23 protein-coding genes and 1 tRNA gene are annotated in these 25,725 nt (G+C 47.7%); 20 read left to right on the top strand and 4 right to left on the bottom strand.

What is annotated here, in order from left to right; all coding sequences use genetic code 11:
• Positions 1–21: 21 nt before the first annotated feature.
• The 9 genes from putP (at position 22) to ACNI29_RS16445 (ending at position 9,772) form a co-directional block, all read left to right on the top strand.
• Positions 22–1,494 (top strand): sodium/proline symporter PutP, encoded by a 1,473-nt coding sequence (gene putP / locus ACNI29_RS16405; RefSeq protein WP_419779448.1) that lies wholly within the window; start codon positions 22–24, stop codon positions 1,492–1,494.
• A 277-nt stretch (positions 1,495–1,771) separates the two neighbouring features.
• Positions 1,772–2,938 carry a THUMP domain-containing class I SAM-dependent RNA methyltransferase gene (locus ACNI29_RS16410; protein ID WP_419779449.1) on the top strand — a complete coding sequence of 389 codons (1,167 nt, stop codon included), beginning with the start codon at positions 1,772–1,774 and terminating at the stop codon, positions 2,936–2,938.
• Between the two features lie 130 nt (positions 2,939–3,068).
• Complete coding sequence (locus tag ACNI29_RS16415) at positions 3,069–3,437, top strand: response regulator (protein ID WP_419779450.1); 369 nt, start codon at positions 3,069–3,071, stop codon at positions 3,435–3,437.
• A gap of 74 nt (positions 3,438–3,511) precedes the next feature.
• Positions 3,512–4,492 (top strand): PhoH family protein, encoded by a 981-nt coding sequence (locus ACNI29_RS16420; protein ID WP_419779451.1) that lies wholly within the window; start codon positions 3,512–3,514, stop codon positions 4,490–4,492.
• Positions 4,492–4,947 carry an rRNA maturation RNase YbeY gene (gene ybeY, locus ACNI29_RS16425; protein WP_419779452.1) on the top strand — a complete coding sequence of 152 codons (456 nt, stop codon included), beginning with the start codon at positions 4,492–4,494 and terminating at the stop codon, positions 4,945–4,947. The genes ACNI29_RS16420 and ybeY overlap by 1 nt, the downstream gene beginning before the upstream one ends.
• A 207-nt stretch (positions 4,948–5,154) precedes the next feature.
• Positions 5,155–6,132, top strand: a complete 978-nt coding sequence (gene argF / locus ACNI29_RS16430; RefSeq protein ID WP_419779453.1) for an ornithine carbamoyltransferase — start codon at positions 5,155–5,157, stop codon at positions 6,130–6,132.
• Positions 6,133–6,364: 232 nt separating this feature from the next.
• Positions 6,365–7,600, top strand: a complete 1,236-nt coding sequence (locus ACNI29_RS16435) for an argininosuccinate synthase (RefSeq protein WP_419779454.1) — start codon at positions 6,365–6,367, stop codon at positions 7,598–7,600.
• 273 nt (positions 7,601–7,873) lie between these two features.
• On the top strand, positions 7,874–9,256 hold the full coding sequence (gene argH, locus ACNI29_RS16440) for an argininosuccinate lyase (RefSeq protein ID WP_419779455.1): 1,383 nt from the start codon (positions 7,874–7,876) through the stop codon (positions 9,254–9,256).
• Between the two features lie 156 nt (positions 9,257–9,412).
• Entirely contained in the window at positions 9,413–9,772 is a 360-nt protein-coding gene (locus ACNI29_RS16445) for a hypothetical protein (RefSeq protein WP_419779456.1), read from the top strand.
• 37 nt (positions 9,773–9,809) lie between these two features.
• Here ACNI29_RS16445 and ACNI29_RS16450 read toward each other — a convergent pair.
• Positions 9,810–9,903 (bottom strand) — tRNA-Sec (locus ACNI29_RS16450).
• A gap of 197 nt (positions 9,904–10,100) precedes the next feature.
• On the opposite strand from ACNI29_RS16450, the gene ftsH reads away from it, so the two are divergent.
• From ftsH to priA, 8 genes are read left to right on the top strand one after another with little or no spacing between them, the layout of a single operon-like run.
• Positions 10,101–12,179: an ATP-dependent zinc metalloprotease FtsH gene (ftsH, locus tag ACNI29_RS16455; protein WP_419779457.1), complete on the top strand. Its 2,079-nt coding sequence runs from the start codon at positions 10,101–10,103 to the stop codon at positions 12,177–12,179.
• A gap of 13 nt (positions 12,180–12,192) precedes the next feature.
• On the top strand, positions 12,193–13,035 hold the full coding sequence (gene folP, locus ACNI29_RS16460; RefSeq protein WP_419779458.1) for a dihydropteroate synthase: 843 nt from the start codon (positions 12,193–12,195) through the stop codon (positions 13,033–13,035).
• Positions 13,035–13,781 (top strand): diadenylate cyclase CdaA, encoded by a 747-nt coding sequence (cdaA, locus tag ACNI29_RS16465; RefSeq protein WP_419779459.1) that lies wholly within the window; start codon positions 13,035–13,037, stop codon positions 13,779–13,781. The genes folP and cdaA overlap by 1 nt, the downstream gene beginning before the upstream one ends.
• Positions 13,778–14,707, top strand: a complete 930-nt coding sequence (locus tag ACNI29_RS16470; RefSeq protein ID WP_419779460.1) for a CdaR family protein — start codon at positions 13,778–13,780, stop codon at positions 14,705–14,707. The genes cdaA and ACNI29_RS16470 overlap by 4 nt, the downstream gene beginning before the upstream one ends.
• Positions 14,708–14,736: 29 nt before the next feature.
• Complete coding sequence (glmM, locus tag ACNI29_RS16475; RefSeq protein ID WP_419779461.1) at positions 14,737–16,086, top strand: phosphoglucosamine mutase; 1,350 nt, start codon at positions 14,737–14,739, stop codon at positions 16,084–16,086.
• Positions 16,087–16,133: 47 nt separating this feature from the next.
• The gene (gene galU / locus ACNI29_RS16480; RefSeq protein WP_419779462.1) at positions 16,134–17,003 is read left to right on the top strand and encodes a UTP--glucose-1-phosphate uridylyltransferase GalU; all 870 of its coding nucleotides are present in this window, start codon (positions 16,134–16,136) and stop codon (positions 17,001–17,003) included.
• Positions 17,004–17,041: 38 nt separating this feature from the next.
• Positions 17,042–17,758: a hypothetical protein gene (locus tag ACNI29_RS16485; RefSeq protein ID WP_419779463.1), complete on the top strand. Its 717-nt coding sequence runs from the start codon at positions 17,042–17,044 to the stop codon at positions 17,756–17,758.
• On the top strand, positions 17,758–20,100 hold the full coding sequence (priA, locus tag ACNI29_RS16490) for a replication restart helicase PriA (protein WP_419779464.1): 2,343 nt from the start codon (positions 17,758–17,760) through the stop codon (positions 20,098–20,100). Before ACNI29_RS16485 ends, priA begins: the two co-directional genes overlap by 1 nt.
• A gap of 177 nt (positions 20,101–20,277) precedes the next feature.
• On the opposite strand, the gene ACNI29_RS16495 is transcribed toward priA, so the two are convergent.
• Positions 20,278–21,300: an anti-sigma factor antagonist gene (locus tag ACNI29_RS16495; protein WP_419779465.1), complete on the bottom strand. Its 1,023-nt coding sequence runs from the start codon at positions 21,298–21,300 to the stop codon at positions 20,278–20,280.
• Positions 21,301–21,503: 203 nt separating this feature from the next.
• On the bottom strand, positions 21,504–22,241 hold the full coding sequence (locus tag ACNI29_RS16500; protein ID WP_419779466.1) for a Smr/MutS family protein: 738 nt from the start codon (positions 22,239–22,241) through the stop codon (positions 21,504–21,506).
• A gap of 284 nt (positions 22,242–22,525) precedes the next feature.
• On the opposite strand from ACNI29_RS16500, the gene ACNI29_RS16505 reads away from it, so the two are divergent.
• The 3 genes from ACNI29_RS16505 to ACNI29_RS16515 all read left to right on the top strand — a co-directional run bounded on the left by ACNI29_RS16505 (position 22,526) and on the right by ACNI29_RS16515 (position 25,039).
• Entirely contained in the window at positions 22,526–23,290 is a 765-nt protein-coding gene (locus ACNI29_RS16505) for an ABC transporter ATP-binding protein (protein ID WP_419779467.1), read from the top strand.
• Positions 23,291–23,315: 25 nt separating this feature from the next.
• Positions 23,316–24,476 carry a SufB/SufD family protein gene (locus ACNI29_RS16510; protein ID WP_419779468.1) on the top strand — a complete coding sequence of 387 codons (1,161 nt, stop codon included), beginning with the start codon at positions 23,316–23,318 and terminating at the stop codon, positions 24,474–24,476.
• A gap of 113 nt (positions 24,477–24,589) precedes the next feature.
• Positions 24,590–25,039, top strand: coding sequence for a metal-dependent hydrolase (locus tag ACNI29_RS16515; protein ID WP_419779469.1), 450 nt, complete (start codon positions 24,590–24,592; stop codon positions 25,037–25,039).
• Between the two features lie 106 nt (positions 25,040–25,145).
• On the opposite strand, the gene ACNI29_RS16520 is transcribed toward ACNI29_RS16515, so the two are convergent.
• A complete protein-coding gene (locus ACNI29_RS16520; protein WP_419779470.1) occupies positions 25,146–25,583 on the bottom strand; it encodes a CBS domain-containing protein in 438 nt (145 codons plus the stop codon).
• Positions 25,584–25,725: the final 142 nt, after the last annotated feature.

The raw sequence follows: 25,725 nt of genomic DNA on the forward strand, positions 1-25,725 counted from the left end.
CTTGTTCAAAAAGGATTTATTGTGATTCAGACTGAGACTTTGCTTACATTTGGTGTTTATCTGGTTTTCCTGCTGGCCGTAGGTTGGTATTTCTACAAACGTACTTCAAATATTGAAGGCTACATCCTCGGCGGGCGCGGGCTGGGCGGTTGGGTTACTGCTCTTTCAGCACAGGCCAGTGATATGTCCGGCTGGCTGCTAATGGGGCTTCCCGGCGCTGTTTATCTTGGCGGTATGACTGAGGCATGGATTGCCATCGGCCTTTTCATCGGTACTGCGTTGAACTGGATTTTTATTTCTGCCCGCCTGCGTGTTTATACTCAGATGACAGATACACTCACAATTTCATCTTTTTTTGAAAAACGATTCAATGACCCAACCAGCCTGCTTCGGGTCGGTTCTGCCGTCATTATTCTTATTTTCTTCACTATTTATTCCTCTTCCGGTCTGGTTGCTGCGGGTAAACTTTTCGAGTCCATGTTTAATATTGATTACTCAGTTGCTGTTATCAGCGGGGCGGTGGTAATCGTTGCATATACCTTTCTCGGCGGGTTTATGGCTGTTTGCTGGACAGACTTTTTTCAGGGCGGTCTGATGTTCTTTGCCATTGTCCTTGTGCCTATTCTAGGAACAATTGATAACGGCGGTATTTCCGTCGTTGAAGCTGAGATGGCAGCCAAGCACATTTCCACCAGTCTTTTTCATAATGGAGCAGGGGCACCTCTTTCCATTATCGCTGTAATCTCCACCATGGCGTGGGGGCTTGGTTATTTCGGACAGCCGCACATTCTGACCCGTTTTATGGGTATCAGTTCCATTAAAGAACTGCCCAAGGCGACAGCTGTTGCTCTGATCTGGGTTGTTATCTCCCTTGCCGGTGCAGTTGTTGTCGGTATGGTTGCTATTCCCATGTTTGACGGCCTGCACGGTGGTGAGCAGGAGAAAGTATTCATTTACATGATCTCCAAGCTCTTTAACCCTTGGGTTGGCGGTGTCCTGTTGGCTGCCATCCTTTCTGCAATTATGTCCACCATTGACTCTCAGTTGCTGGTTTCTTCTTCCGCACTGACCGAGGATTTTTATAAGAAAATTCTGCGTCGTGAAGCTTCCGATAAAGAACTTATGCTCGTGGGACGTCTCTGTGTTCTGGTGATTTCCATCATCGCCATGAGCATGGCACTGACTCCCGGTAACACTGTTCTTGGTCTTGTCTCTTACGCTTGGGGCGGCTTCGGTGCTGCATTCGGTCCGGTTGTTATCTTCTCTCTGTTCAGTAAAAAGACCACTTGGATTTCTGCACTCTCCGGTATGGTGGTCGGTACTCTGGTACTGGTCTTCTGGAAAGACGCTGGGCTGGGTGCTACCATGTATGAAATCGTTCCCGGTTTTGTCGCCAACATGCTGACCATCATGGCTGTGAATATGTTCGCTCCCCAGAAGGATGAGCAGATTCTGGCTGATTTTGCTGAGATGGAGGCTGCTCTCAAAAAATAAGGACTTGTTGTTTAGCTTAGTTATGTATATAAGGCTCTGCCGCACATTGCGGCAGAGCCTAGCAGACTGTTGAAAAGGCACCATCTGCGGGTTGCTGCAAAAAAGGCTGAAACTCACGTATTATTTATACGCATCGTTCCATCCTTTTTTTTGCGCCTTGCATCTGGTACTTTTTGAACAGTCTGCTTTTTTATTGATGATAAACGGTGTATGCATCAATAAGCAGTGCAGCCGTATTAAATATTTTTTGAGGGCACATGTGTCCGGTGAGGTTAAAATGCTTGATTTTGAACGTAAGAGTATTGTGCTTGTTACCTGTCCTAAGAATTTCAGCCCCTATCTTGCGGAGGAAATGGGCCGTCTGGGTTTTAAAGTTCGTGCTGAACTTCCTGCAGGTGTAGAGACCAAAGCTTCGCTCAACGATTGTATGCGGCTTAATCTCTGGGTTCGCTGCGGGCACCGCGTTATGTATCAGTTGAAGCGTTTCAAAGCTGATACCCCGGATCAGATGTACAATCAGGTTAAAGATATGGTTTGGGAAAATGTTCTCGGACCTGATGATTATTTGACCGTTACCTCTTCCGTTCGCACCGAAACCGTTAATGATTCGCGTTTTGCCAATGTTAAGGTTAAGGACGCCATCGTTGACCGCATTCGTGAGAAGAGCGGCAGACGCCCTTCTTCCGGGCCTGAGATGTCCGGCATCGTTGTTTTTCTGCATTGGAAAGATGATGAATGCACCGTTTATCTGGATACATCCGGTGTCCCCCTGTCCCGCCGTGGTTATCGTAAGTTCCCGGCCAAGGCTCCCTTGCAGGAAACTCTGGCTGCAACTTTGATCCGTGCTGCAGAATGGTATGGGCGCGGTAATTTTGTATCCCCCATGTGCGGTAGTGGTACTCTTGCCATTGAAGCGGCGCTGGTTGCTCTGAACGGGGCTCCGGGCCTGATGCGTGAATATTTTTCTTTCATGAAACTTCCCGGTTACAATCCTGAATACTGGGATAATCTCTGCATCGATGCTGAGGACCGGGAGCGTGATTCTATTGATGGGCGTATTATTGCCACCGACCTTGATCCTGAAGCAGTAGAAGCTGCGAGAAAGAATGCCCGCGCAGCCGGGGTGGAGCACCACATCGAGTTCAATGTCTGCGATTTCCGCGAAACTGAGATTCCAGACGGTGGCGGGGTTGTGTTCATGAACCCTGAATACGGAGAGCGGCTGGGCTGCAGGACTAAACTGGAAAAGATCTATACCGCCATTGGTGATTTTTTGAAGAACAAATGTCAGGGATATAAAGGCTTTATTTTTACCGGAAATCTCGATCTTGCTAAGTTTATTGGACTTAAGTCAGCAAAAAGACTTGTTTTTTATAATGCCAAGATTGAGTGCCGTCTGTTAGAGTATGAAATATTCAAAGGTAGCCGCAAGTCGCGCTATTAAGTTTTTTCCTTTAATGTCTTGAAAATATTTTTTTTAAAAGTTAATTCCTAACCTGACAGTTTCGTTGTTTTTTCAATAGCAATCTTTGATTGCCTGTATTTATTCTTTTGGGAAGTTAAGGAGAGTTTATATGCCCCGGATTCTCGTCGTTGATGATGATCCCATCTCACGCCAGGTACTGAAAGCCATGCTGGAAAAAGAAGGGCACCATGTAACTGAAGCCGAAGACGGAGTTAAGGCTATTCAGGGATATGACAGAAATCTGATTGATCTGGTTATTACTGATATTTTTATGCCGGAAAAAGAAGGTGTCCAGACTGTTCGCGAGTTGATGAAAGAAAACCCGGAAGTTAAGATTATTGCAGTTTCCGGCGGCAGTTCTTCTGCTAATTATGATTCACTTGATTGGATTAAAATGTTCGGCGTGAAGTATACTTTCACCAAACCTTTTAACGCTAAAGCCATTCTTGCAGCAGTGGATGATCTGCTCGGTTCATAAGTTGTCTGTCTTAATCAGTTGCATATTCTTGAATCCTGCCGTATCCATGCTCCAAAAATTACAGGAAATGTTTAATGGCAGATAAAGAAAAGTTTCGGGTTAAGCTTGAGTTTGATGATGTTGGACTGGCTAGCGTCCTTTTTGGTGCCCAGAATTCCAACCTTGATCTAATTTCACGTCAGTCCGGCGTTAGAATTGAGAGCAGGGGAAATTCGTTACAGCTGATCGCTGAAAATGAAGAACTCATCGATCCGGTCGCAAAATCATTCACTCAGCTCTATAAGCTGTTGAAATCAGGTAAAGAGATTTTTCCGCAGGATGTGGAAGCAGCTTACCGTATTCTCTGTCGCGATCCTCGGGCTGATCTTATAAAAATTTTCCGTGATGAGCTTTTTGCGGTTTCTCCGAAAAAGACCCTTACACCGCGAACTCTGACCCAGCGGGCTTATTTCTCCGCGATCCGCGATAATGACATGGTTTTTTCGGTCGGTCCTGCCGGAACCGGGAAGACATATCTTGCCGTGGCTATGGCTGTTTATGCCTTGCAGCGTAAAGAGGTTAACCGCATCATCCTGACCCGTCCCGCTGTCGAGGCCGGAGAGAAGTTGGGGTTCCTGCCCGGTGACCTTGTGGATAAGGTCAATCCTTACATGCGTCCTCTCTATGATGCCCTCTACGATATGCTCGATATGGGTAAAGTACAGGATATGATTGAGGAGAATGTCATTGAAATTGCACCGCTGGCCTTCATGCGCGGGCGGACACTTTCCAATGCATTCGTCATCCTCGATGAAGCGCAGAATACCACCCCGGAACAGATGAAGATGTTCATCACCCGTCTTGGATTTGGTTCCAAGGCCGTGGTAACCGGCGATATTACCCAGATTGACCTGCCTAACCGTGAACCTTCCGGTCTGGTGGAGGCTGTCAATATCCTGCAGGATGTGCGCGGAATCAGTTTTATCAAATTCGAAGACGGCGACGTCATTCGCCATCCGCTGGTGGCCCGGATTGTCAAAGCCTATGACCATTACGAGTGCAAGGGCAGTAAGTAGTGGCTGTGAACCTGAGCATAGAATGCATTCCCAATGCTGAATTTCCTCTCGCAAAGCGTGAGCTTTTGCGCATGGGCGAGATGTTGCTTGAGGTTCTTGGTGTGGAAGGTTTTGACTTTGATCTCAAAATAGTCAATGATGCCGCTATTGCTGAAGTTAATGAAGAATTTCTGGGATGCGTGGGTCCGACCAATGTGCTCAGTTTTCCCTTTTCCGAGACTCCTGATCTGGAAAAAAACAACTTTTTAGGAGAGATAGTTTTGTCTGTGGATACTCTAGCCCGTGAAACCCGACTCTACGGCCAGCAGCCGGAAGAGCACACCGTAAGGCTGCTTGCGCATGCAATGCTGCACCTTGCCGGGTATGATCACGGTGCAGAAATGTATTCTCTTACCGACAGAGCTGTTGAATCCGTAGCTCCTTTGTTCCGACAGCGAACCTTGGGTTGGCAATAAGTTAAAAGCCAACCCGATTTCTTGCAGCATGGTCCCATTCGGGGCTGTCCATATGCTGCGCATGAGTAAATCCCGTCTTTTGGTCCTTTTTTTAGACCACGATCATATATTTATGGTTTACAATGGCGGGTCTTATAGGCAATAATTCCCGATTGCAATTTTTCATTGTCAGTTAAGGCTCACCTCAAATATATCTGGAGTTTTACGATGATCAGACATCTCCTTAAAATTAATGATGTTCCCCGTTCAGAACTCGGCCAGCTTCTGCTGCGCGCCAAAGAGCTCAAGGATAATAAAATCAGAAATAACGCCCTTGAAGGGAAAACCGTTATCATGGTTTTTGAAAAAGCTTCCACCCGTACCCGTGTTTCTTTTGACGTTGCTATTGAGCAGCTCGGCGGTCATTCCATTTTCATGACCCCCGCTGAATCACAGCTCGGCAGAAGTGAACCGCTGGAAGATACCGCACAGGTTCTTTCCCGTTATGCGGACGCTCTCGTTGTCCGTACTTTCGGTCAGGATAAAGTGCGTACCCTTGCTGAATACGGCTCTGTTCCGGTCATCAACGCTCTGACAGACAGATACCATCCCTGTCAGGTGCTCAGCGATATGCTGACCATTTATGAAAGAACTCCTGATCTTTCGAATGTGCATGTGGCATGGGTCGGTGACGGCAACAACATGGCGCATTCATGGATTAATGCCGCAATTTATTTCCCCTTTTACCTGACTCTGGCTTTCCCTAAAGGATACGAGCCGGATCACGACATCCTTTCACGGGCTATGTCCATGGGTGCTAAAATCAATCTGAGCTATGATCCGGTTGAAGCCGTAAAAGGCGCGCACTACGTGAATACCGATGTCTTCGCATCCATGGGTCAGGAAGAAGAACAGAAGAAGCGTGAAATGGCTTTTGCTGCTTATCAGGTCAATGACGAACTGCTTAAGCACGCTGATCCTGACTGCAAAGTTATGCACTGCCTGCCCGCACACCGTGGTGAAGAAGTTACAGCTGAAGTGCTGGATGGTCCCAGATCAATCATCTTTGATCAGGCTGAAAACAGACTGCACATGCAGAAAGCCATTCTCGAATGGGCTGTCAACGGTATCGAAGTTGACTACGATGCAGTAGATAAGCTGCTCGGACCCGTGCAGGCTGTACCGCACATGCATACTATTGAATAGGAATGCCTCCGGCGGCCCTGCCGGGAGCCTTAAACCCTTTTGCAAAAGGGTTTAAGAATCCCAAAAACTTTTGTTTGGGTTTCGCCGACAGGTTTAATAATAAGTTTTAGTAATAGATAGTTTAACGCTGACAGCGGCGAAGCCTTATTAAAAGGTTTTGAAGAGTCCAGAGAAACTTTTGCAAAAGTTTCTTTGGCCCCCGGAGGGCCGCCGGAGGCAAAGGATTTATAAGATGAGCAAAGTAAATAAAGTTGTATTGGCATATTCCGGTGGTCTGGATACTTCCATCATCCTGAAATGGATCAAGAAGGAGTACGACTGCGAAGTTATCACTCTTACTGCTGACCTCGGTCAGGGTGAAGAGCTGGACGGTATTGAGGAAAAAGCTCTCAAGACTGGCGCAACCAAGGCTTTCGTTGAAGATCTGCGTGAAGAATTTGCACGTGATTTCATTTTTCCCGCTTTCCGTGCCGGTGCTATCTATGAAGGCCGCTACCTGCTCGGTACTTCCATTGCTCGTCCTCTGATTGCCAAGAGAATGGTTGAAATTGCTGAGATGGAAGGCGCACAGGCTCTTGCTCACGGCGCGACCGGTAAAGGTAACGATCAGGTCCGTTTCGAATTGGGCGGTATGGGTATGAACCCCAGACTGAAGCATATTGCGCCCTGGCGTGAATGGGATCTCAAATCCCGTACCGATCTCATGAAGTTCGCAGACGAGAACGATATCGAGATTCCCACTACTCGTAAGAAGCCTTGGTCTATGGATGCCAACATGCTCCACGTAAGTTTCGAAGGTGCAGAGCTGGAAGATCCCTGGAATGCTCCTTCTCCTGAATCTTACCGTTATTGCCGTCCCATCGAAGAAGCACCGGACGAGCCTGAAATTATCACCATCGATTTCGAAAAAGGTGATCCTGTTGCTATTAACGGTACCAAGTACTCACCGGCAGCTCTCGTTGAAAAACTTAATGAACTCGGTGGCAAGCACGGTATCGGTCGTGTAGACATGGTTGAAAACCGTTTTGTCGGCATGAAATCCCGTGGCGTTTACGAAACCCCCGGTGGAACTATCATGCATATCGCACACCGTGATCTTGAAGGTCTTTGCATGGACCGCGAAGTTATGCACCTGCGTGACAGCCTGATCCCCAAGTATGCTGAAATGATCTATAATGGTTTCTGGTTTGCTCCTGAGCGTATCGCTCTGCAGGCTATGATCGACGAAACCCAGAAGACCGTAACCGGTACTGTGAGACTGAAGCTCTACAAGGGTAACGCAATCCCCGAAGGCCGTAAGTCTCCTTATTCCCTGTATCGTGAAGATCTGGCGACCTTCGAAGAAGACGAAGTATACAACCAGAAAGACGCTGAAGGCTTCATCAAGCTGGTCGGTCTACGTCTTAAAGGTAAAACTTCTTCCGGCTCCGAGTGGATCAAAGAAGGCGACGTCGAAGACGCTGACTAATTTGTTTTAATTACCCGGACGGACGCAAGTTCGTTCGGGTTTTTCAGATACTTCCGCCTGTTTCCGGCCGCTATGCTGACGACAGGCGTTTTCTTTGGTATTAAGATCTGTGTCGTCCCTAAAAGGGGATACGGTATTTAAAAATTAGCAATAAAATTAGTCTCCAGCGGCGAAGCCCCGTCAAAAGGTTTTGAAGGGGATGGGGTCTGGGGAAGGGGAAACTTTTGCAAGAGTTTCCCCTTCCCCAGCCGCCGGAGGCATCTGAGGTAAAAAATGGCTGATAATAAATTATGGGGCGGCAGATTTGCTGCCAAGACCGCGCAGTCTGTTGAAGACTACACTGAATCCGTTAGTTACGACCAGAATCTGTACCGCGAAGATATTTCCGGCTCTCAGGCCCATGCCCGGATGCTGGCAGAGCAGGGTGTTCTGACTGCCGAAGAAGCCCAAACTCTGGTCAAAGGACTTGATCAGGTTCTGGAAGAGATTGAATCCGGAAAGTTTGAATGGAAAAAGGAGATGGAAGATCTCCACATGAACATCGAAAGCAGACTGACTGAAATCGTCGGAGCTGTTGGTGGTAAACTGCACACTGGCCGCAGCCGTAACGATCAGGTTGCAACCGACTTCCGTCTGCACGTGCTGCGTTCTCTGGAAGCATGGAAAACAGCTCTTGAGAAGCTGATCGCGGTATTTACTGCCAAGGCTGACGATAATAGAGAAGTCCTGCTGCCCGGTTATACTCATCTGCAGCCCGCACAGCCTGTAAGCCTCGCCCACCACATGCTCGCGTACGCCTGGATGTTCAAGCGCGACCACAGCAGAGTAGTGGACTGCATCAAAAGAGCTAACGTTTGCCCGCTGGGTGCTGCTGCCCTTGCTGGAACAACTTATCCGCTTAAACCTGCTACTTCCGCTAAATATCTCGGCATGGCAGAAACCTTCCGCAACAGCCTTGATGCTGTTTCCGACCGTGATTTTGTTATGGAAGCAATGTTTACCGGCAGCCTGATCATGACCCACCTGAGCCGCATCTGTGAAGAGCTGATTATTTGGGCCAACCCCTGCTTCGGTTTCATTAAACTGCCCGATGAATTTTCCACCGGTTCTTCCATCATGCCCCAGAAGAAGAATCCTGATGTCTGCGAACTTATGCGCGGTAAGACCGGGCGTGTTTTTGGTGACCTTATTTCACTGCTGACTACCTGCAAGGGATTGCCACTGGCATATAACCGTGACATGCAGGAAGACAAAGAACCTTTCTTCGATTGCGATAAAACCGTACATGCTTCAGTTGTAATCATGGCTGACATGATGCAGGCCATGGGCTTCAACCCAGAGAACATGGAAGCTGCGCTGAAAAAAGGTTTCTTGAATGCTACAGAGCTTGCTGATTATCTCGTAGGTAAGGGAATTCCTTTCCGCGAAGCGCACCATATCACCGGTTCTGCTGTTGCAAAGGCTGAAGCCGAGAGCAGGGGGCTTGAAGATATGAGCCTTGAAGAATTTAAATCTTTCTCCGATAAAATCGAAGAAGATGTCTTTGAGGTGCTTTCCTACGAAGCCGCAGTAAGACGCAGGGTTTCCCCCGGTAGCACCGGACCAGAATCTGTTGACGCACAGATTAATGAGCTGAACGGGTGGCTTGAAGATTAGTTTTTAGTTGTTGAGACCAATTAAAAGGCTGGAATCGGATAGCATGGCTGTCTCATTCCAGCCTTTTTTGTTGTTGGCGATGGGGCTTGCTGGTAAGGCGATGATGGATTAATAAGATATGGGTATGCCAAAATCACTTACGGGACGGAATAAAATATGAGTAAAGATTCAGATTTGTATTGCATATTTGAAAATATGTTGTCTGAGGTCTTTGATAGTAAAGAATATGTCGTTTTATACAAAAACAGACCACTTGTTTTAAATAAAGTCGAAAAGGGAGTAGATTCTACCCAGGTTGTTATGAACAACATAATTAATTGGGGGCGAGAATATAATGAAGAGTCCAAAGAGTGGAAAAGCTCAATGATGACCAGCACAATCTCATTTGACCTTCCTGCGGGAAAAAATTTCGATGATGTTTTCTACAAAGTGGAAGATTCCGATGGAGGTTATTCTTTATGGATGGAATCCCAAGAAAACCTTTACCGTCCATTGATAGAAGGCGGTCATTTTTAAACGAAAAAACCCCTTGCAGACAAGGGGTTGGAAATATTGGCGGAAGTGTATAGGAGTCGAACCTACCGACGAGGGTTAACCCGTCCACTGGATTTGAAGTCCAGGCGCAACACCGGTTACGATACACTTCCCCTGCGAAGAAGAAATGGCTAACAATTTTGCAGCCAAAGGGCAAGCATTAATAATATTTTTGTTTATGACTTGCCTTTTCCCGAATTAGCCTTATTAATAGCTGATTGATACTGTAGAAAAAATGTAAATACAGTCCGGTGCTTGCCGCATATTGATAGGCTTTGGCAGGCCGGACGCATATCCAAGGAGATAGACTTTGAATAGTTTTGCCAAGAATCTCTTGGTCTGGGTAACCATCATGCTGGTTATGATTGTCCTGTTCAATCTGTTTAATCAGCCGCAGACTTCCCAGCTCAAACTTTCCTACACCGACTTTTTAAGCAGGGTCGATGATGGTGAAGTCCTTCAAGTTAAGATTCAGGGGCAGAAAATCAGCGGGGTAATGGTCGGTGACAAACGCTTTGTCACATATAATCCCGATGATCCGGCCCTTGTTCAGCATATGCTGAAAAACAAAATTGAAGTTGTTGCCGAGCCGGAAGAAGAGGCCCCGTGGTATATGACTTTGTTCATATCATGGTTTCCGATGTTGCTTCTTGTCGGGGTATGGATATTCTTCATGCGCCAGATGCAGGGAGGCGGTGGAGGCCGTGGCGGAGCCATGTCCTTTGGTCGTTCCAAGGCTAGGATGATAAATGAAGAAACCGCTCGCGTGACGTTTGAAGATGTTGCCGGTGTTGATGAAGCCAAGGATGAACTTGCCGAGGTTGTTCAGTTCCTGAGCGAACCCAAAAAGTTTACCCGTCTCGGCGGACGCATCCCTAAAGGTGTTCTGCTGGTTGGCCCCCCCGGTACCGGTAAAACCCTGCTTGCCCGTGCTGTTGCAGGGGAAGCTGGTGTACCCTTTTTCTCCATTTCCGGTTCCGACTTTGTTGAAATGTTTGTTGGTGTCGGTGCTTCCCGTGTGCGTGATCTTTTCGCACAGGGTAAAAAGAACGCACCCTGCCTGATTTTTATTGACGAAATTGATGCCGTGGGTCGCCAGCGTGGCGCAGGTCTTGGCGGTGGACATGATGAGCGTGAACAGACCTTGAACCAGCTGCTGGTTGAAATGGACGGTTTTGAGTCCAACGAAGGTGTTATCCTCATCGCTGCTACCAACAGACCTGATGTTCTGGACCCCGCGCTTCTGCGTCCCGGCCGTTTTGACCGTCAGGTTGTTGTGCCTACTCCCGATGTTCAGGGCCGTGCACATATCCTTAAGGTTCACACCCGCAAGACGCCTCTTGCCGGTGAGATCGACCTTGATGTGATTGCTCGCGGTACTCCCGGTTTCTCCGGTGCAGACCTTGAGAACCTTGTTAACGAAGCTGCCCTCTATGCAGCTAAGAACAACCAGGATTACGTCAAGATGGACGATTTTGAGGAAGCAAAGGATAAAGTCCTTATGGGTCGCGAACGCCGCAGCCTGATCCTCACTGATGAAGATAAGAAGACCACTGCCTATCATGAGGCCGGTCACGCTCTCATCGCCAAGTTGCTTGATAACTGCGATCCTGTACATAAAGTTACTATCATTCCGCGTGGTCGTGCTCTGGGTGTAACTCAGCAGCTGCCCGTAGATGACCGTCATAACTATAATAAAGCTTACCTTACTGATACTCTGGTGATGCTGCTCGGTGGACGTGTGGCAGAAGAACTGATCCTTGATCAGGTTACAACCGGGGCAAGCAACGATATCGAGCGCGCTACCAAGATGGCCCGTTCCATGGTTTGCCAGTGGGGTATGAGTGAGAAGCTTGGACCCATGACTTTCGGCGAAAGTCAGGATCAGGTTTTCCTTGGCAAGGAGCTTGTACAGCATAAGGACTTTAGTGAAGATACATCCCGCCTCATCGATTCCGAGGTTAGAAGGATTATTGATACTGCTTACGAGACAGCGAATAAGCTGCTTTCTGAAAATGAGAAAGAGCTGCATGCGGTTTCTGAAGCACTGCTCGAACGTGAGACTATAGATGGCAACGACCTCGATATTCTCATGACCGGCGGCGATCTTCCCCCGCTTGAAACTGTAGGGTCTACAAAGCCTGCTCCTGCCTCAAGGGCTTACGGCTCCACTTCCAAGCAGGGCTACTCTCCTGTTGCCGAGACTGCTCAGGAAGAGAGTGCTGATAAGGGTGAGTTCGCTTTTGAGGATCAGCCCGCAGAAAAGGCTGAAGAAAAAGAAGATGAGTTCAAGTTGTCCGCAGAATCCGCTGAGCCGGAAGCTGCAGAAGCAAAAGAAGAAAAAGCTGAAGAGGCTAAAGCTTCTGAAGATAAAAAGAGTTCCGAATAAGGAATCAGGATAAATGTCCCGAAATTATTCATGGACCGTAAAGGGGGGCAGGGTGTTAGGCCCTGCCCCTTTTTTTATTGCCGGTATTGTTAATGTTACCCCGGATTCATTTTATGACGGGGGCAAGAATTATGATCCGCAGCATGCTGTTGAGCATGGCCGCCAGCTGATAGATGAAGGGGCGGATATTCTTGATGTGGGCGGTGAAAGCACACGGCCTTTTGCGGACCCGGTTTCACTCGGCGACGAACTCGCGCGCGTGGTTCCGGTAATTAAGGAGCTTAGTCTTGATTACGTGGTTTCGGTTGATACTGTTAAAAGCGGGGTAGCCCGTGCGGCTGTTGAGGCCGGAGCTGCTATTGTCAATGACGTTTCTGCTTTTACGCAGGACCCTGAATTACTGGAAGTTGTTGCTGACCTGAAACCCGGCTACGTACTCATGCACAGTCTGGGTAGTCCGGAAGAGATGCAATTGGCGCCGAGTTATGGTAATGTCATAGAAGATATTTTGAGTTTTTTTGAAAAAAGTCTTGAAAAACTCATAAAGTCAGGCTTACCCGAAAGTCATATAGTTATTGATCCCGGTATAGGATTTGGCAAAACCCTTGAGCATAATCTTGAGATTTTGCGTCAGATTGATAGGTTTATGGAACTGGGGTTTCCGGTTTACATGGGACTTTCCAATAAATCCGTCTGGGGCAAGCTTTTGGGCCTTGAGGCTGACGAGAGACAGAATGCGACTCAGGCGGCAACTGCTGTTCTGGCCGCACGTGGAGTACCCATCCACCGGGTGCATGAGGTCTGCCTGACCAGCCAGACTTTAAGAATAGTGAAGGAGATCGGTGGGGAATACTGATGTTTGAGTTTCTGGGCTTTCAAATTTCCTGGAAAGAGCTGCTGGATGTAGGTCTGGTCGCTATTGTCTATTTCTACATCATCCTGCTGGTGCGTGGAACACGTGCTGCCGCAGTGATCTGGGGATTGCTGCTGGTTTTGCTTGTTTACTATATTTCCGATGTTTTCGGTCTATATACCCTCAACTGGTTGTTGACTAATTTCCTTAGCTCAATCTTCCTTGTAATCATTGTCCTTTTTCAGCGGGATATCCGTAAAGGTCTGGCCCAGATGGGAGCAGGCCGTTTTTGGCGTAAACAAGATTTTGAACTCGCGGTGATTGATGAAATTTGTGATGCCATGGATACTATGGCCCGTCAAAAAATCGGAGCATTGCTGGTCATCCAGAAAAATGTTCCTCTTGGTGATATTCTGGAAAAGGGTGTAGAGATAAACGGTCAGGTCAGCAAGCAACTGCTGGTCAATATTTTCTGGCCGGACACTCCTCTCCATGACGGGGCGGTGGTTATAAAGTCTGATAAAATTGTGGCAGCCTCCTGTATTCTGCCTCTTGCGCAGGTAACTACCAGACAGAGTGCTATCGGCACACGGCATCGGGCAGCACTTGGTATCAGTGAAGAGACTGACGCAATTGCGCTTGTGGTTTCAGAGGAGCGCGGAACGATGTCAGCGGCCATTGGCGGCAAGTTGACCACAAGTCTGGATATTGTCCGGCTTCGAAGGGTTCTTAAAAACGTTTTGACATGATCGCCATGAAAGTACAGCACTGGAAAATAGCAGCTTTAGCCCTTATGATGGCCCTTTTGACCTGGTATTTGGTTACCGGGCGTGATCTCGTTGAAACTTGGGTTGAATTTCCATTGGAGATTGTTAATCCCCCGCAGGGAATGATTATTCGTGAAGGTATGATCAGCAAGGTCTCCGTGCGGTTGCGCGGTCCTAAGGGATTGATTCGTAATCTCGATACCAAGAAAATTGCATATTCGCTTGATACGGGACATCTGGTTGTCGGGAATAACCCGGTTAACATTGTGCCTGAGAATCTGGGACTTGGCAGTGCGTTGGAAGTTGTGGAGATAAACCCATCACACATCAATCTGGTCATGGATATGTTTGTAAAGAAGCGTGTCCGAGTGCTTCCTGCATGGGAGGGTGACCTGCATCGTGACTACACGCTTAAGAAAAAATTTAGTGATCCGGAAGAAGTAACCTTGCGCGGACCGGCCTCGGTGCTTAAAAAAGTCACACAGGTTAAGACCCAGCCGATTATGCTGGATACGGATTCTCCGGGGTTCTGGAGAGGTGAGGTTCCCCTGCAACTGCCGGATACTGTTGAATCCAATCCCGGTTTGGTCAGTGTAAATCTGGATTTTGCGGTTCGTACCGGGAAGATGTGGGTAAAAGTTCCCCTGTATATTTTAGGGCCTGATGATATTGACTTTACCGCCAGTCAGAATTACGTCAGGCTGCTTGTGGAAGGGCCTAAGCCCTTTTTTAGAAAAAATGGATTCAGAGATGAGATTACTGCTTCGATTGATTTAAATTCGACTATTTCCGAAGGGATGAATGTCGTACCTTTTGAAGTGACCCTGCCTAAGGGATGCATAGTCAAGAAAAGGAAACCCGAAGCAATAACCGTAACGATATCAAAGCCCGATTCTGAAGAGAATTAGAGTCCGGCCCCTTTATTTTGGAGAGATTGATGAGTAAACGTTTGTTCGGAACTGACGGCTTACGCGGTCAGGTAAATATTTTCCCCATGACAGCTGAGGTGGCTCTGCGGATGGGGCTTGCGGCTGGTTCTTATTTCAGGAACGGTAAACAGCGGCACAAAGTCATCATCGGCAAGGATACCCGCCTTTCAGGATACATGCTTGAGTCCGCCCTTACTTCCGGCCTTTGTGCTATGGGTATGGATGTTTTCCAGGTCGGGCCTATGCCTACTCCCGCAGTTTCTTTCCTGACCCGCAACATGCGTGCAGACCTTGGTATTGTAATTTCAGCCTCCCACAATCCTTTTATGGATAACGGTATCAAATTTTTTGATTCTAACGGCTACAAGCTTCCCGATGAAGTGGAAGACGAAATTTCGAAAATGGTTATGTCTCAGGATACAGAATGGGATTATCCTCAGTCTGAAAATATTGGCCGGGCTTACAAGATTGAAGATGCCCGTGGTCGTTACATTGTTTACCTGAAATACAGTTTTCCGCATGGTATGACCCTTAACGGAGTCAAGCTTGTTCTCGATTGCGCCAATGGTGCAGCTTACAGCCTCGGGCATATGTTCGAAGAATTGGGAGCGGAAGTTGTCCGTATTGGTGATAAGCCCAATGGTCTTAATATCAATGACAAATGCGGTTCCCTGTATCCAGAGATTGTAGGGCAACGGGTAGTTGAAGAGCATGCGGATATCGGACTCGCCCTTGATGGCGATGCCGACCGTCTCATTGTTGTTGATGAGAAAGGGCAGGTTCTTGACGGAGATGTAATCATGGCCATGTGTGCAGCTGATCTCATGGAGCGCGGAAAGCTCACTAACAACATGCTTGTGTCTACTGTTATGAGTAATATGGCTCTTGAAAATTTCATGAAAGAGAAAGGTGGAACCCTGCTGCGCACTCCGGTAGGTGACCGTTACGTAGTTGAAGCCATGTGCCGTGAGGGAGCTATTCTCGGCGGAGAGCAGTCCGGTCATCTTATTTTTAAGGAATTCAGCACCACAGGAGATGGCCTGCTTGCAGCCTTACAGTTATTGCGTATACTGTGCGAGAAGAACAGACCACTTTCCGAACTTTCCGGGTTGCTTGAGCTTTATCCGCAAAAATTACAGAATGTTCATGTCAAGCGTAAGGTTCCTTTTGATGAGGTTCCCGCCGTGCAGGATGCACTCAAGCAGGTTGAACAGGAATTGGCCGGAAAGGGGCGTGTCCTGTTGCGCTATTCCGGTACTGAGTCCGTAGCCAGAGTTATGGTTGAAGCGGAAGACAGTTCCAAAGTCGATCTATATACTTCCGAGCTTGCAGGAGTTCTGGAAGAACATTTGCGCTAATATTTAGTAGCTCAATAAGTATTCAATATTTCAAGGAGATATGATCAATGGTCATCAAAAAAGTTATTATTCCGGTTGCTGGATGGGGTACAAGATCATTGCCTGCCACCAAAAACATTCCCAAGGAAATGTTGCCTATCTTCAAGAAGCCTGTTGTTCAGCACGTGGTGGAAGAGGCTATGTCCAGCGGACTGACCGATGTTGTTTTCATCACTAATCAGAACAAGAAGATTATTGAAGATCATTTTGACTACAACCTCTCTCTTGAAGATGTGCTTGAGCGCGGAGGCAAGACTGAGATTCTTGAAGAAGTCAGAAAAGTTGCTGAAATGGTCAACATCATTTCTGTCCGACAGAAAAAACAGCTCGGCCTCGGCCATGCGGTTCTCTGTGCGAAAGAAGTGTGTAAGAATGATCCTTTTGCCGTAATGGTCGGTGATGACCTGATGTTTGGCCTTGAGCCGGGTATCAAGCAGCTGATTGATGCCGCGCGCACTGAAAATATGGCTGTTGTCGGTGTTATCGAAGTTCCTGAGAATAAAGTTGACCGTTACGGTATCATTCAGGGTGAAGAATTCGCTCCGGGTATGTACAGGGTCCGTTCTCTGGTTGAGAAGCCGGCTATCGGTGAGGCTCCGTCAAGGCTGGCAATTGTCGGTCGTTACGTGCTTCTTCCTGAGATCTTTGATCATCTGGAAAATCTCGAACCCGGTGTCGGTGGCGAAATTCAGCTCACCGATGCTTTGCAGGGATTGGCACAGGATAATAAACTGCTGGCCGTGAAATTGCGCGGACAGAGGTTTGACGCCGGGGACTGGGTAGATTATCTTACCGCAAATATTTACTTCGCCCTTCAGGACGAAGAATTGCGTGATGACATTGTAGCCAGACTGCGGGAGCTTTTGTCTTGTTCGTAAAGAATCTATATAGCTATTTAGTATTTTCAGTCCTTGCCGTGAGTCTGTTTATTAGCAGTCCGGCAAGGGCTTTTTTTCCGTCTGATGAAGGAATTGATGAAACAATGTATCGTAACTACGGTACACTCACTTTCTATGAAGCCGAGTTAACTTTTCCTTCCGAGCCGGGAACGACCCTTGTTATCAAACGGGGGCACGACCACTGGCAGCAGACTTTTACTGAAGCGGGAACCAACGCCACTGTCGAAGCAAAATCCGTCGGGCAGTATTTTAAAACTATTGCCCAATGTCCTACTGAAGCTGATATGCCGGTTTCCGTACTCCAGTTCTGGACCCCGGATGATCCGGTTTCTGACTGGAGGGAAATGGGGGTTAGCAACTCCACCAGAAGTTACGGTTTCAGCGAAGACACTCCCGCCTTCATCTTCGGCGCGGATCAGGGAGATGATACTGTTCCACAAATCTGGTTCAATAATGAGAACTTCGCACCGCTTAAGGTTGTGCTCGGTCCCCAACGTGAAATCAGTTTCGGCACTTACTCTAAGTTTGCCGGATTCATGCTCCCGCATACCGGAACTTTGAAAGTCGGCGAAGAAGTCCTCGATTTCAGGGTACAGTGGAAGAGCGTCCGCAAAAAGATTGCTCCCTCTGTGTTTGCTCCTGCAGCAATCAAGAAATCCAAGGGCTGTGCAGTTCCGTCAGGTGCTGTATTCGAATTTTTGAAAAAATGTCTTAAACTGGGTAAAGAACAGTAATGACCACACTCTGGCAGGCTTGTTTAGCCAGCCCGCCTTATTCAAGCTACACATACGAAGCACCCGCCGACCTTCCTGCTTTAACGGAAGGACAGCGGGTTCTCGTGCCTTTGGGGCGTTCCGTGCGCGTGGCCTTTCTTATCGAAACAGTCAAAACTCCACCGGAAAACGTTGAGTTAAAGTCCATTATCTGGCCGCTTGAGCGTGAACCCCTATTAAATTCCAATCATTTCAAACTCTACCGCAACATCGGCGCACGGCAGATGCAGCCGCTGGGTAAAGTGCTGGAAAATGTTGTTCCTAAACGTTTTCGCAGTGCCAAGGTTTCATTCAAGGTTGCTGACCGAAATTTTCCCGCACGCCTTAAAGCTCTGGATATAGCCCGCCTTCCTTCGCAACGCAGGATGGAGCTGGTGCAGATCTATGACGAAGGGCGGATGAATGTCAGCCTGCCAGCTTCCATTGAGAAGGAAGAATACGTCAGTCTCACCTCCGATCCTCCATGGCCTGTACGCCCCAATGCTGCACGGCAGTTGCAGATTTTAGAATTTATCTTTGAAAACGGTCCCCGCGAAAAAGGTTTCCTGAAAAATGTCATGGGTGATTGGACCACCGGTGTCATCAAGAAACTTCATTCAGATTCATTGGTCAAAATCGGACCGCCTCCGGAGGAAGAACGCAATCCGGCAGAAAAATGTGTTGCCACCGGACCAAAATGGGATTTTACGCCTTCCGAACAACAGCAGGTGGCCATTGATGAATTGCTCGGTGCGCTTGATGAAAGCAAAAGTACCGTTAAGTTGCTGCACGGGATTACCGGGAGCGGTAAGACTCTTGTTTATATGACAGCCGCCCGCAAGTGTATGGAGCAGGGTAAATCGGTCATCGTACTGGTTCCTGAGATTGCTCTTGCTTATGCTTTGTGGAATGGTATTTGTCCGCTTTTTCCTGATGCCCGCAAATATCTTTACCACGGCTATCAGACCCCGGTACGTAAGGAAGCTATCTTTCGCTCTTTAGCTGAGGATGACAGTCCGGCTCTTATCGTCGGGACCCGTTCAGCTCTCTTTCTTCCGGTTCGCAATCCGGGTCTGATTATTGTCGATGAGGAGCATGACGAATCCTACAAGCAGGAGGAGCGTCTGCCGTATCAGGCCAAGGAAGTGGCTTATGTCCTTGCTAACATGACCAACAGTTTGCTGGTGCTTGGTTCAGCTACCCCGGATATCAAAACTTTTCATGCCGCGCAGCAGGGGGCTTTTGATGTTATCTCTATGGAGAAAAGGGTCGGTAAATCCGTGTTGCCTGCGGTCAAGGTCATCGATACCAGTGCCATAAAGGACCCGGAAAAGCCCTTTGCCCCGGAAACGGAAGCGCGTCTCAAAGAGGTGGTCGACAAAGGTGAACAGGCGGTGGTTATGCTCAATCGTCGCGGTTTTTCGCCGTTGATCTATTGCACCGATTGTGAGGAACCTTTCAAGTGTCCGCATTGTAATGTGAGCATGACCTACCACAAGGGACGGGAACGGGTGATCTGCCACTATTGCGGCAATGCCTACCATTTTCCTTTGCCGTGCTCCATTTGCGGTGGGAGTAATCTCTTGCCGCTTGGCGGTGGAACGGAGCGTCTTGAAGAGCAGGTTGCCAAAGCTTTACCGCCGGAAACTAAAATCCTGCGTATGGACCGCGATTCCACCCGCAGGCAGGAACGTCTTGATGAGATCCTAAAGAGCTTTGCTCGTGGCGATGCGCAGGTTCTGGTCGGGACCCAGATGCTCTCCAAAGGACATAACTTTCCCGGCGTGACGCTTGTTGTCGTTTCGGAGGGGGATCTTGGGCTTAACCTGCCTGACTATCGTTCTGCTGAGCGGACATTTCAGCTGCTGGTGCAGGTTTCCGGTCGCGCTGGGCGTGGCGAGAAGCCCGGTGAGGTCATAATTCAGACCCGCAACCCCCAGAATCCAATCTGGAGTTCGGTTACTTCAGCCGACTATAAGACTTTTTTTGAGAAGGAAATCGAGAAGCGGCGCAGGTTCCGCTATCCGCCATTCACCAAGCTGACCCTGATCCGCATCAGCCATCCCATGGGCTGGGAGGGGGAGCATCTTTGTCCGCCGTTTTTCAATCAGATTCGTGAGCAGGCAAAAGAAGCTGGAATTATGGCCATGGGACCTGTTCCTGCTCCGTTGGCACAGTTGCGTGGGCGTAAAAGGTTTAATTGTCTGCTTAAATCAGATGATTGGCTGAAAACCCGCGCGCTTTATGCTGAAATATTGCGCCGTAATCCGGATAAGAAACAGATACGCATCACTATGGATCTCGATCCTGTTAATATGTTGTGATGCCTCCGGCGGCTGGTGAAGGGGAGAAACCTTTTTGCTAACGCCCAAAAAGGTTTCTCCTCTTCACCAGACCCCATCCGCTCTTCCCAAAAGACGTTTTAGTTACGCTTCGCGTTTGGTGTGCGAAGTCGTGCCTTGGTTAGGGATTGGGAAAATTATGTGCTGTTGGGAGGTATTCTAAAGCTTGTTCTCGATTCCGGGAAAGTCGTTGTAGAAATATGTTGCGCCTGAGCTGTGGATGGTGTTGTTCAGTTGGGCTGATATGTCACCCATAGTGATTTTTTTGTCGGCTTTATGGAATTTGCGGCTTAGGAAACAGAGGGCTTCCAGTCCTTTGAGAGATGCCGCATGGGTTTGCGATAAATCCAGAGCCGGGGAAAAATTGCGGTTCAGCATGCGAGTGCCGATGCGGATCAGATCAGGGATCAGTCCTGCATCCAGAGTTCCGTGTATTTCAATTTTAGGCGGGATGCATGATTCGTCAGCAGTTACAGACGAGGGCAGAGCCATTGATGCTGTCCGCTTTAATTCTTCAAGAAAATTAATTTCTTCACGTAGCAGAAGTAGCGGGATGAATATGTTATCCAGCTTATCTTCCACTTTGTTCTTATCCACATCTTGCGGGATGCAGATCAGCACACAGTCGTGTAGCTGCTCGTAAACCTGCGGGACAAATTTTCTTATGGATTCCGGAGGCGCGGAAATTAGTACTATATCCGGTCGAAGATCGGCGGTACTGGCGGTGATGGATTTTACATCCAGTTCATCCAGTTCGCCGGTAGTCTTGAAATGGGTGAATAAATCCCATGACAAGGGGACATACCCGTCACGAATCAGAATATCGGTTTTAAGTGCTGTCTCTGAAATATGAAAAAGACTGTAGCCGTAATGGGCACATATGCGAGCGATCTGCTCCGGGAATTCGAAGTATTCCAAGGGCATTTTAAGCCTTAATTCAGCTTTTTCCGCCATGCTGATCAAAGCAGAGTCGGCAGGAAGGATAAAATCGGCACAGTCCGGGCATAGATGTGGTAATTTTGCATAATCGAGCAGCCATGGGAAAGAGGGTGCAAAGATCATGGTTTTTTCTTTTGCGCCGGCCCGTTCCCCTACGGTAAGCATCAGCTCATTGAAATCCATATTGAAAAAAGGGATTCCAAAAGCCAGCTTTATGCGATCAGGATTATCGTGAATTTCCATTTAATAATTCTTGTCCTACCCAATTCTGAACTATAGCCGGCGAAGCCGTACTGAACAGTTTTAGGATTCTTGCATTAGCCCTTAGGCGAGAAGCTTTGCTTCGAGTCTTAGGGATAACGACAGTGGAACAAACCCTTTTTCAAAAGGGTTTAAGCCGCCGGAGGCGAAATCAGTTCATTCTCAAAAACGCGTTAGCGTTTCATCTATTCTTTACCCCAGTTGATGCCTTTATCCCATTTAACTTTGCCTTGCACTTTTTTTTGTTTGCGCAGCAGGATGTAGACTGCTCCGGCCCCGCCGTCTTTGGGCTGGGCGGTGCAGAAGGCCAGCACAACGCGTCGGAACGGATCGCGGGTCAGCCATTCCTGAATTTCGCGTTTAAGAACGGAGTGACCGCCGGGGGAGTTTTTGCCCCTTCCGGTGACGGCCAGTACACAGCGTTTGCCTTGCAGGAAAGATTCACGAATGAAAAATAGCAGGTTATCAAATGCCTGTTCGGAATTCATGCCATGCAGATCGATATGCGACTCATGACTGAATGCTCCGGCTTTGAGTTTTTGGAAAACTTTGGAATCAGTGCCGCGTACGAAACCGAACATGAATTCATCGGAATATTCCAGTTCGAATTCAATTTTACCGGATACCAGACTGCTTAGATATTCTTTCCCTTCATCTTCCTCAGAAACTTTGGGGGCGGGCTTAGGCTTGGACTTGCTGGCGGCTACTGTCGATTTATCTATGCGGTCCACCCCGATCATGGCATCCATGAACGCCTGATCATCATCCACTTCAATTTCTTTTTCGGGTTCGATTGGGGCGGGTTTTTTTTTCACAGCTTCAAGTGCTTTTCTTACCGCTTTGGGTACGTGTTCTTCTTTTTTATCTTTTTTGAATTTCAGACCTTTCAGATCAGAAAGGGAATTCATCTTCTTTTTAGCCATTAAACTCTCTCCTAAAAAAATGAGCTATCAACCTAGTCATAATCCGTGTCGAAGTAAATGTTTGTGTTTAGGAAATTTGAGTTTTCGTATTTTAAGTATTGACTTTTTCCAACTCGTAACCACTTCTTCCTAGCATGTTTTTAAGAAGTCTTGTCCGGATATTGTGAAATTAATCCTTATTTACTCTGGACTTGAAATGTGAATTTTATTAGCTCTTCAAGGCGCACTTAATTCGACTAAATAACTCCATTTTTGGCTTTTCGCTTATAAAGTGAGGAATATCAATGCTTAAGATAGAAGACTTGCACGTCAATATCGGCGACAAAGAGGTTATCAAAGGCCTCAACCTGCATATAAAAGAAGGTGAAACCTTCATTCTTTTCGGACCCAACGGTTCCGGTAAGACTTCTCTGCTTATGACTCTTATGGGCTTCAGCAACTACAATGTCACCAAGGGCAAGATTACTTTTAAGGGTGAAGACATCACCTACGCCCCCATTTATGAGCGTGCCCGTCTCGGCATCGGAATGTCCTTTCAGCGCCCCCCGACCATTCATGGCCTGAAAACCCGCCATCTGGTAAAAATGTGCGGCAACGGTTCTGATGTGAATGTCGAAATGCTGGCTGAGCGCGTAAATATGACTAATTTTCTTGATCGTGATATCAACTCCGGTTTCTCCGGCGGTGAGATCAAGCGTTCTGAGCTGTTGCAGCTCATGGCCCAGAATCCCGGCCTTCTGCTTTTCGATGAGCCTGAATCCGGAGTTGACCTCGAAAACATGCACCTGATCGGGAAAATGGTTCGGACCCTGCTCGATGGCGAAATCAAGCCCAACCTCGACCTGAGCATGAAAGAGCAGAAGATGAAAAAAGGCACTAACACCTGCGGCCTGATCATCACCCATACCGGACACATTCTGGATTACATCAACGCTGACCGTGGACAGGTCCTTTTCAACGGACACCTCTGCTGTGAAGCCAGACCTCGCGACATTCTGGAGCACATCCGCAAGTACGGATACAAAGAATGCGTGAAATGCTTGAACTAGCAGTGTAAATCCACGGAGGAATATCATGAGTAAAGTTGATCTGAATGATTTTAAATTTGACGGTCTGGAACACGCAGTAATTGAAGATCTGTCTTCAATTGAAGCTGATGAAAAAGAACAGTTGATCATGGCCGGTGTGGATGTTGATTCCACTGAAGTCAGTGCTACCTTCATGCAGGTGGACCATTCCAACGTACACTGCGGTAGCAACGATAAAGATGTTGAAGTCATGGACATCAAGAAGGCCCTTGAGAAGTACGATGGCCTGCCCGAGTACTACTTCAATCTCATCGATAAAGATAAAGACGAGATCACCCGTAACGCTGCAGAGAATCTGCACGGCGGTTACTTCGTCCGCACCAAGAAGGGTGCTAAAATTGAAAAGCCCGTGCAGTCCTGCCTTTTTCTGAAGGCTGAGAACTCCGGCCAGAACATCCACAATATCGTTGTGGTTGAGGAAAACTCCGAACTGCACATCATTACCGGTTGTGCTGCTGCCCACGAGAAATTTTCCGGTGGTCATTTCGGACTTTCCGAAATTTACGTCAAAAAGGGCGGTAAACTCACTTTCACCATGGTTCACAACTGGGGTGAAAACACTGTTGTCCGTCCCAGCACCATGGGTGTGGTTGAAGAGGGTGGAACTCTCATCAACAACTATGTGCTGATGAAAAAGGTTAAAGACCTCATGTCTTATCCGACCATCTTCCTGAATGGTGAAGGTTCTGTTGCTCGTTTCAACTCCGTTCTGGTTGCTCCTGAAGGTTCCCACATTGATACCGGAACCCGTATCATCCAGAATGCACCTAACACCAAAGCGGAAACTATCTCCCGCACCATCACCACCGGCGGTACTATCATCTCCCGTGGCCACATTCAGGGCAACCATGTTCCCGCGCGTGGTCATATTGAGTGCCAGGGACTTATTCTCGGCGGCGGACGCATCCACGCGGTTCCCGAACTGGAAGGTACAGTTGAAGGTGTTGAGCTTTCTCACGAAGCCGCAGTTGGTAAGATTGCACAGGAAGAGATTGAATATCTCATGGCACGCGGTATGGATGAGGACGAAGCGACCTCAACCATCGTACGCGGCTTTCTGAACGTAGATATCATGGGCCTGCCTGAAAAGCTGCAGAAAGAAATCGACAAACAGATCGAAGAACTTGACGCAAGCGACGCTATGTAGGCTGTTTGACATATCATTGAAAAAAGTGTCCTTCCTAGTGGAAGGGCACTTTTTTTTGTTAAAGTTGATGCTTTGCTTTAAGTTTATATCATTTAAAAATAAGTGGTTATTTAATGCCTGGATATAAGGCTCATATTAGCGGTGCTGTGGTGGCCGGGACTTTAGTTCTTTTGGGATTGGTCAATATCGGTCTGTATATGATTAATCCCGAGCAGGTTGTTTCGTTGTTTGTCATATGTGTATTGGGGGCTCTTTTTCCGGATATCGATACTGATTCAAAAGGCAAGAGGATTTTTTATTCAGCAATGCTGATCATGTCTTTGTCGTTGATCTATCTGGATAAGTTCAAGTGGGCGGCTTATCTTGGCGTTTTGGCTATGCTTCCCGGGGTCAGTGCCCACCGCGGATGGACCCATACATGGTGGGCCATGCTGCTTGTTCCTATGCCGATGCTGGTGCTACCGTATTATATTTATGGCCAGCCGTTTCCGACCTTGATGCCGTACTATGTGGCATTTGTGACCGGGTATTTTTCCCATCTTTTGCTGGATCGGGAGTTTTAGGAAAACAAAACGGAACCTCGCAGGACGCAGGGTTCCGTTTTTTATGAATATACGAAAGACCGTACGGCAATGATCGCCATAGCGGTTTTTCAGGAGGAGGGCGTTTTTATTCTTCGTTATTCTCCAATGCATCCATCAGGCTGATCGTCAGCTTCAGGAAATCAGCTTCGGTCAGTATTCCAACCAGACCGTTTTGTTCATTGACTACCGGAAAGCATCCGTACTTGTGGTCCAGCAGCATTAAGGCTGCTTCTTTTAGTGAAGTGTCTGCTTTGACGGTTCTAATGTCAGTACGCATGATTTCTCCTACCGGAATGCCGGAATCAATTTCTCCCTGAGTTGCGGGGTCAATGTCAGCCAGTTGTGATATTGTGGCCCGTAGAATATCGCGATGAGTGACCAGACCGATGAATTCCCGGTCTTTATTAACAATAGGGATATGTCTGATGCGTTGCAGGTCCATAAGTGACCGTGCCATTTTCAGATTATCAGATTCGTTAAGGGTGAACAGGTCCTTGGTCATGAGGTCGTCGACTTTCAGCATGTGGTCCTCCTTTTTCCTTACTTTAATCTCTCTTTATGTCGCTTTTGTGTCAAGTTGTATGTGGAAAAAACGGCTTTAATGCTCAATTTGGGCCATTCAGGTTGACTTGACCGCTAAAATCTGATTTTCAACTGCAAACGAT

This window comes from Maridesulfovibrio spiralis (SeqCode) (genome assembly GCF_048571135.1).
GTDB classification, from domain to species: domain Bacteria; phylum Desulfobacterota; class Desulfovibrionia; order Desulfovibrionales; family Desulfovibrionaceae; genus Maridesulfovibrio; species Maridesulfovibrio spiralis.

Bases quoted from the DNA above. Each gene is read 5' to 3' on its own strand.
- priA (WP_419779464.1), top strand. From the start codon at position 17,758: ATGACCACACTCTGGCAGGCTTGTTTAGCCAGCCCGCCTTATTCAAGC.
- ACNI29_RS16470 (WP_419779460.1), top strand. From the start codon at position 13,778: ATGATCGCCATGAAAGTACAGCACTGGAAAATAGCAGCTTTAGCCCTT.
- ACNI29_RS16510 (WP_419779468.1), top strand. From the start codon at position 23,316: ATGAGTAAAGTTGATCTGAATGATTTTAAATTTGACGGTCTGGAACAC.
- ACNI29_RS16445 (WP_419779456.1), top strand. From the start codon at position 9,413: ATGAGTAAAGATTCAGATTTGTATTGCATATTTGAAAATATGTTGTCT.
- cdaA (WP_419779459.1), top strand. From the start codon at position 13,035: ATGTTTGAGTTTCTGGGCTTTCAAATTTCCTGGAAAGAGCTGCTGGAT.
- glmM (WP_419779461.1), top strand. From the start codon at position 14,737: ATGAGTAAACGTTTGTTCGGAACTGACGGCTTACGCGGTCAGGTAAAT.
- folP (WP_419779458.1), top strand. From the start codon at position 12,193: ATGTCCCGAAATTATTCATGGACCGTAAAGGGGGGCAGGGTGTTAGGC.
- ACNI29_RS16520 (WP_419779470.1), bottom strand. From the start codon at position 25,583: ATGCTGAAAGTCGACGACCTCATGACCAAGGACCTGTTCACCCTTAAC.
- ACNI29_RS16420 (WP_419779451.1), top strand. From the start codon at position 3,512: ATGGCAGATAAAGAAAAGTTTCGGGTTAAGCTTGAGTTTGATGATGTT.
- ACNI29_RS16500 (WP_419779466.1), bottom strand. From the start codon at position 22,241: ATGGCTAAAAAGAAGATGAATTCCCTTTCTGATCTGAAAGGTCTGAAA.
- ACNI29_RS16435 (WP_419779454.1), top strand. From the start codon at position 6,365: ATGAGCAAAGTAAATAAAGTTGTATTGGCATATTCCGGTGGTCTGGAT.
- ACNI29_RS16410 (WP_419779449.1), top strand. From the start codon at position 1,772: ATGCTTGATTTTGAACGTAAGAGTATTGTGCTTGTTACCTGTCCTAAG.
- argH (WP_419779455.1), top strand. From the start codon at position 7,874: ATGGCTGATAATAAATTATGGGGCGGCAGATTTGCTGCCAAGACCGCG.
- galU (WP_419779462.1), top strand. From the start codon at position 16,134: ATGGTCATCAAAAAAGTTATTATTCCGGTTGCTGGATGGGGTACAAGA.
- ACNI29_RS16415 (WP_419779450.1), top strand. From the start codon at position 3,069: ATGCCCCGGATTCTCGTCGTTGATGATGATCCCATCTCACGCCAGGTA.
- ACNI29_RS16495 (WP_419779465.1), bottom strand. From the start codon at position 21,300: ATGGAAATTCACGATAATCCTGATCGCATAAAGCTGGCTTTTGGAATC.
- ACNI29_RS16505 (WP_419779467.1), top strand. From the start codon at position 22,526: ATGCTTAAGATAGAAGACTTGCACGTCAATATCGGCGACAAAGAGGTT.
- argF (WP_419779453.1), top strand. From the start codon at position 5,155: ATGATCAGACATCTCCTTAAAATTAATGATGTTCCCCGTTCAGAACTC.
- ACNI29_RS16515 (WP_419779469.1), top strand. From the start codon at position 24,590: ATGCCTGGATATAAGGCTCATATTAGCGGTGCTGTGGTGGCCGGGACT.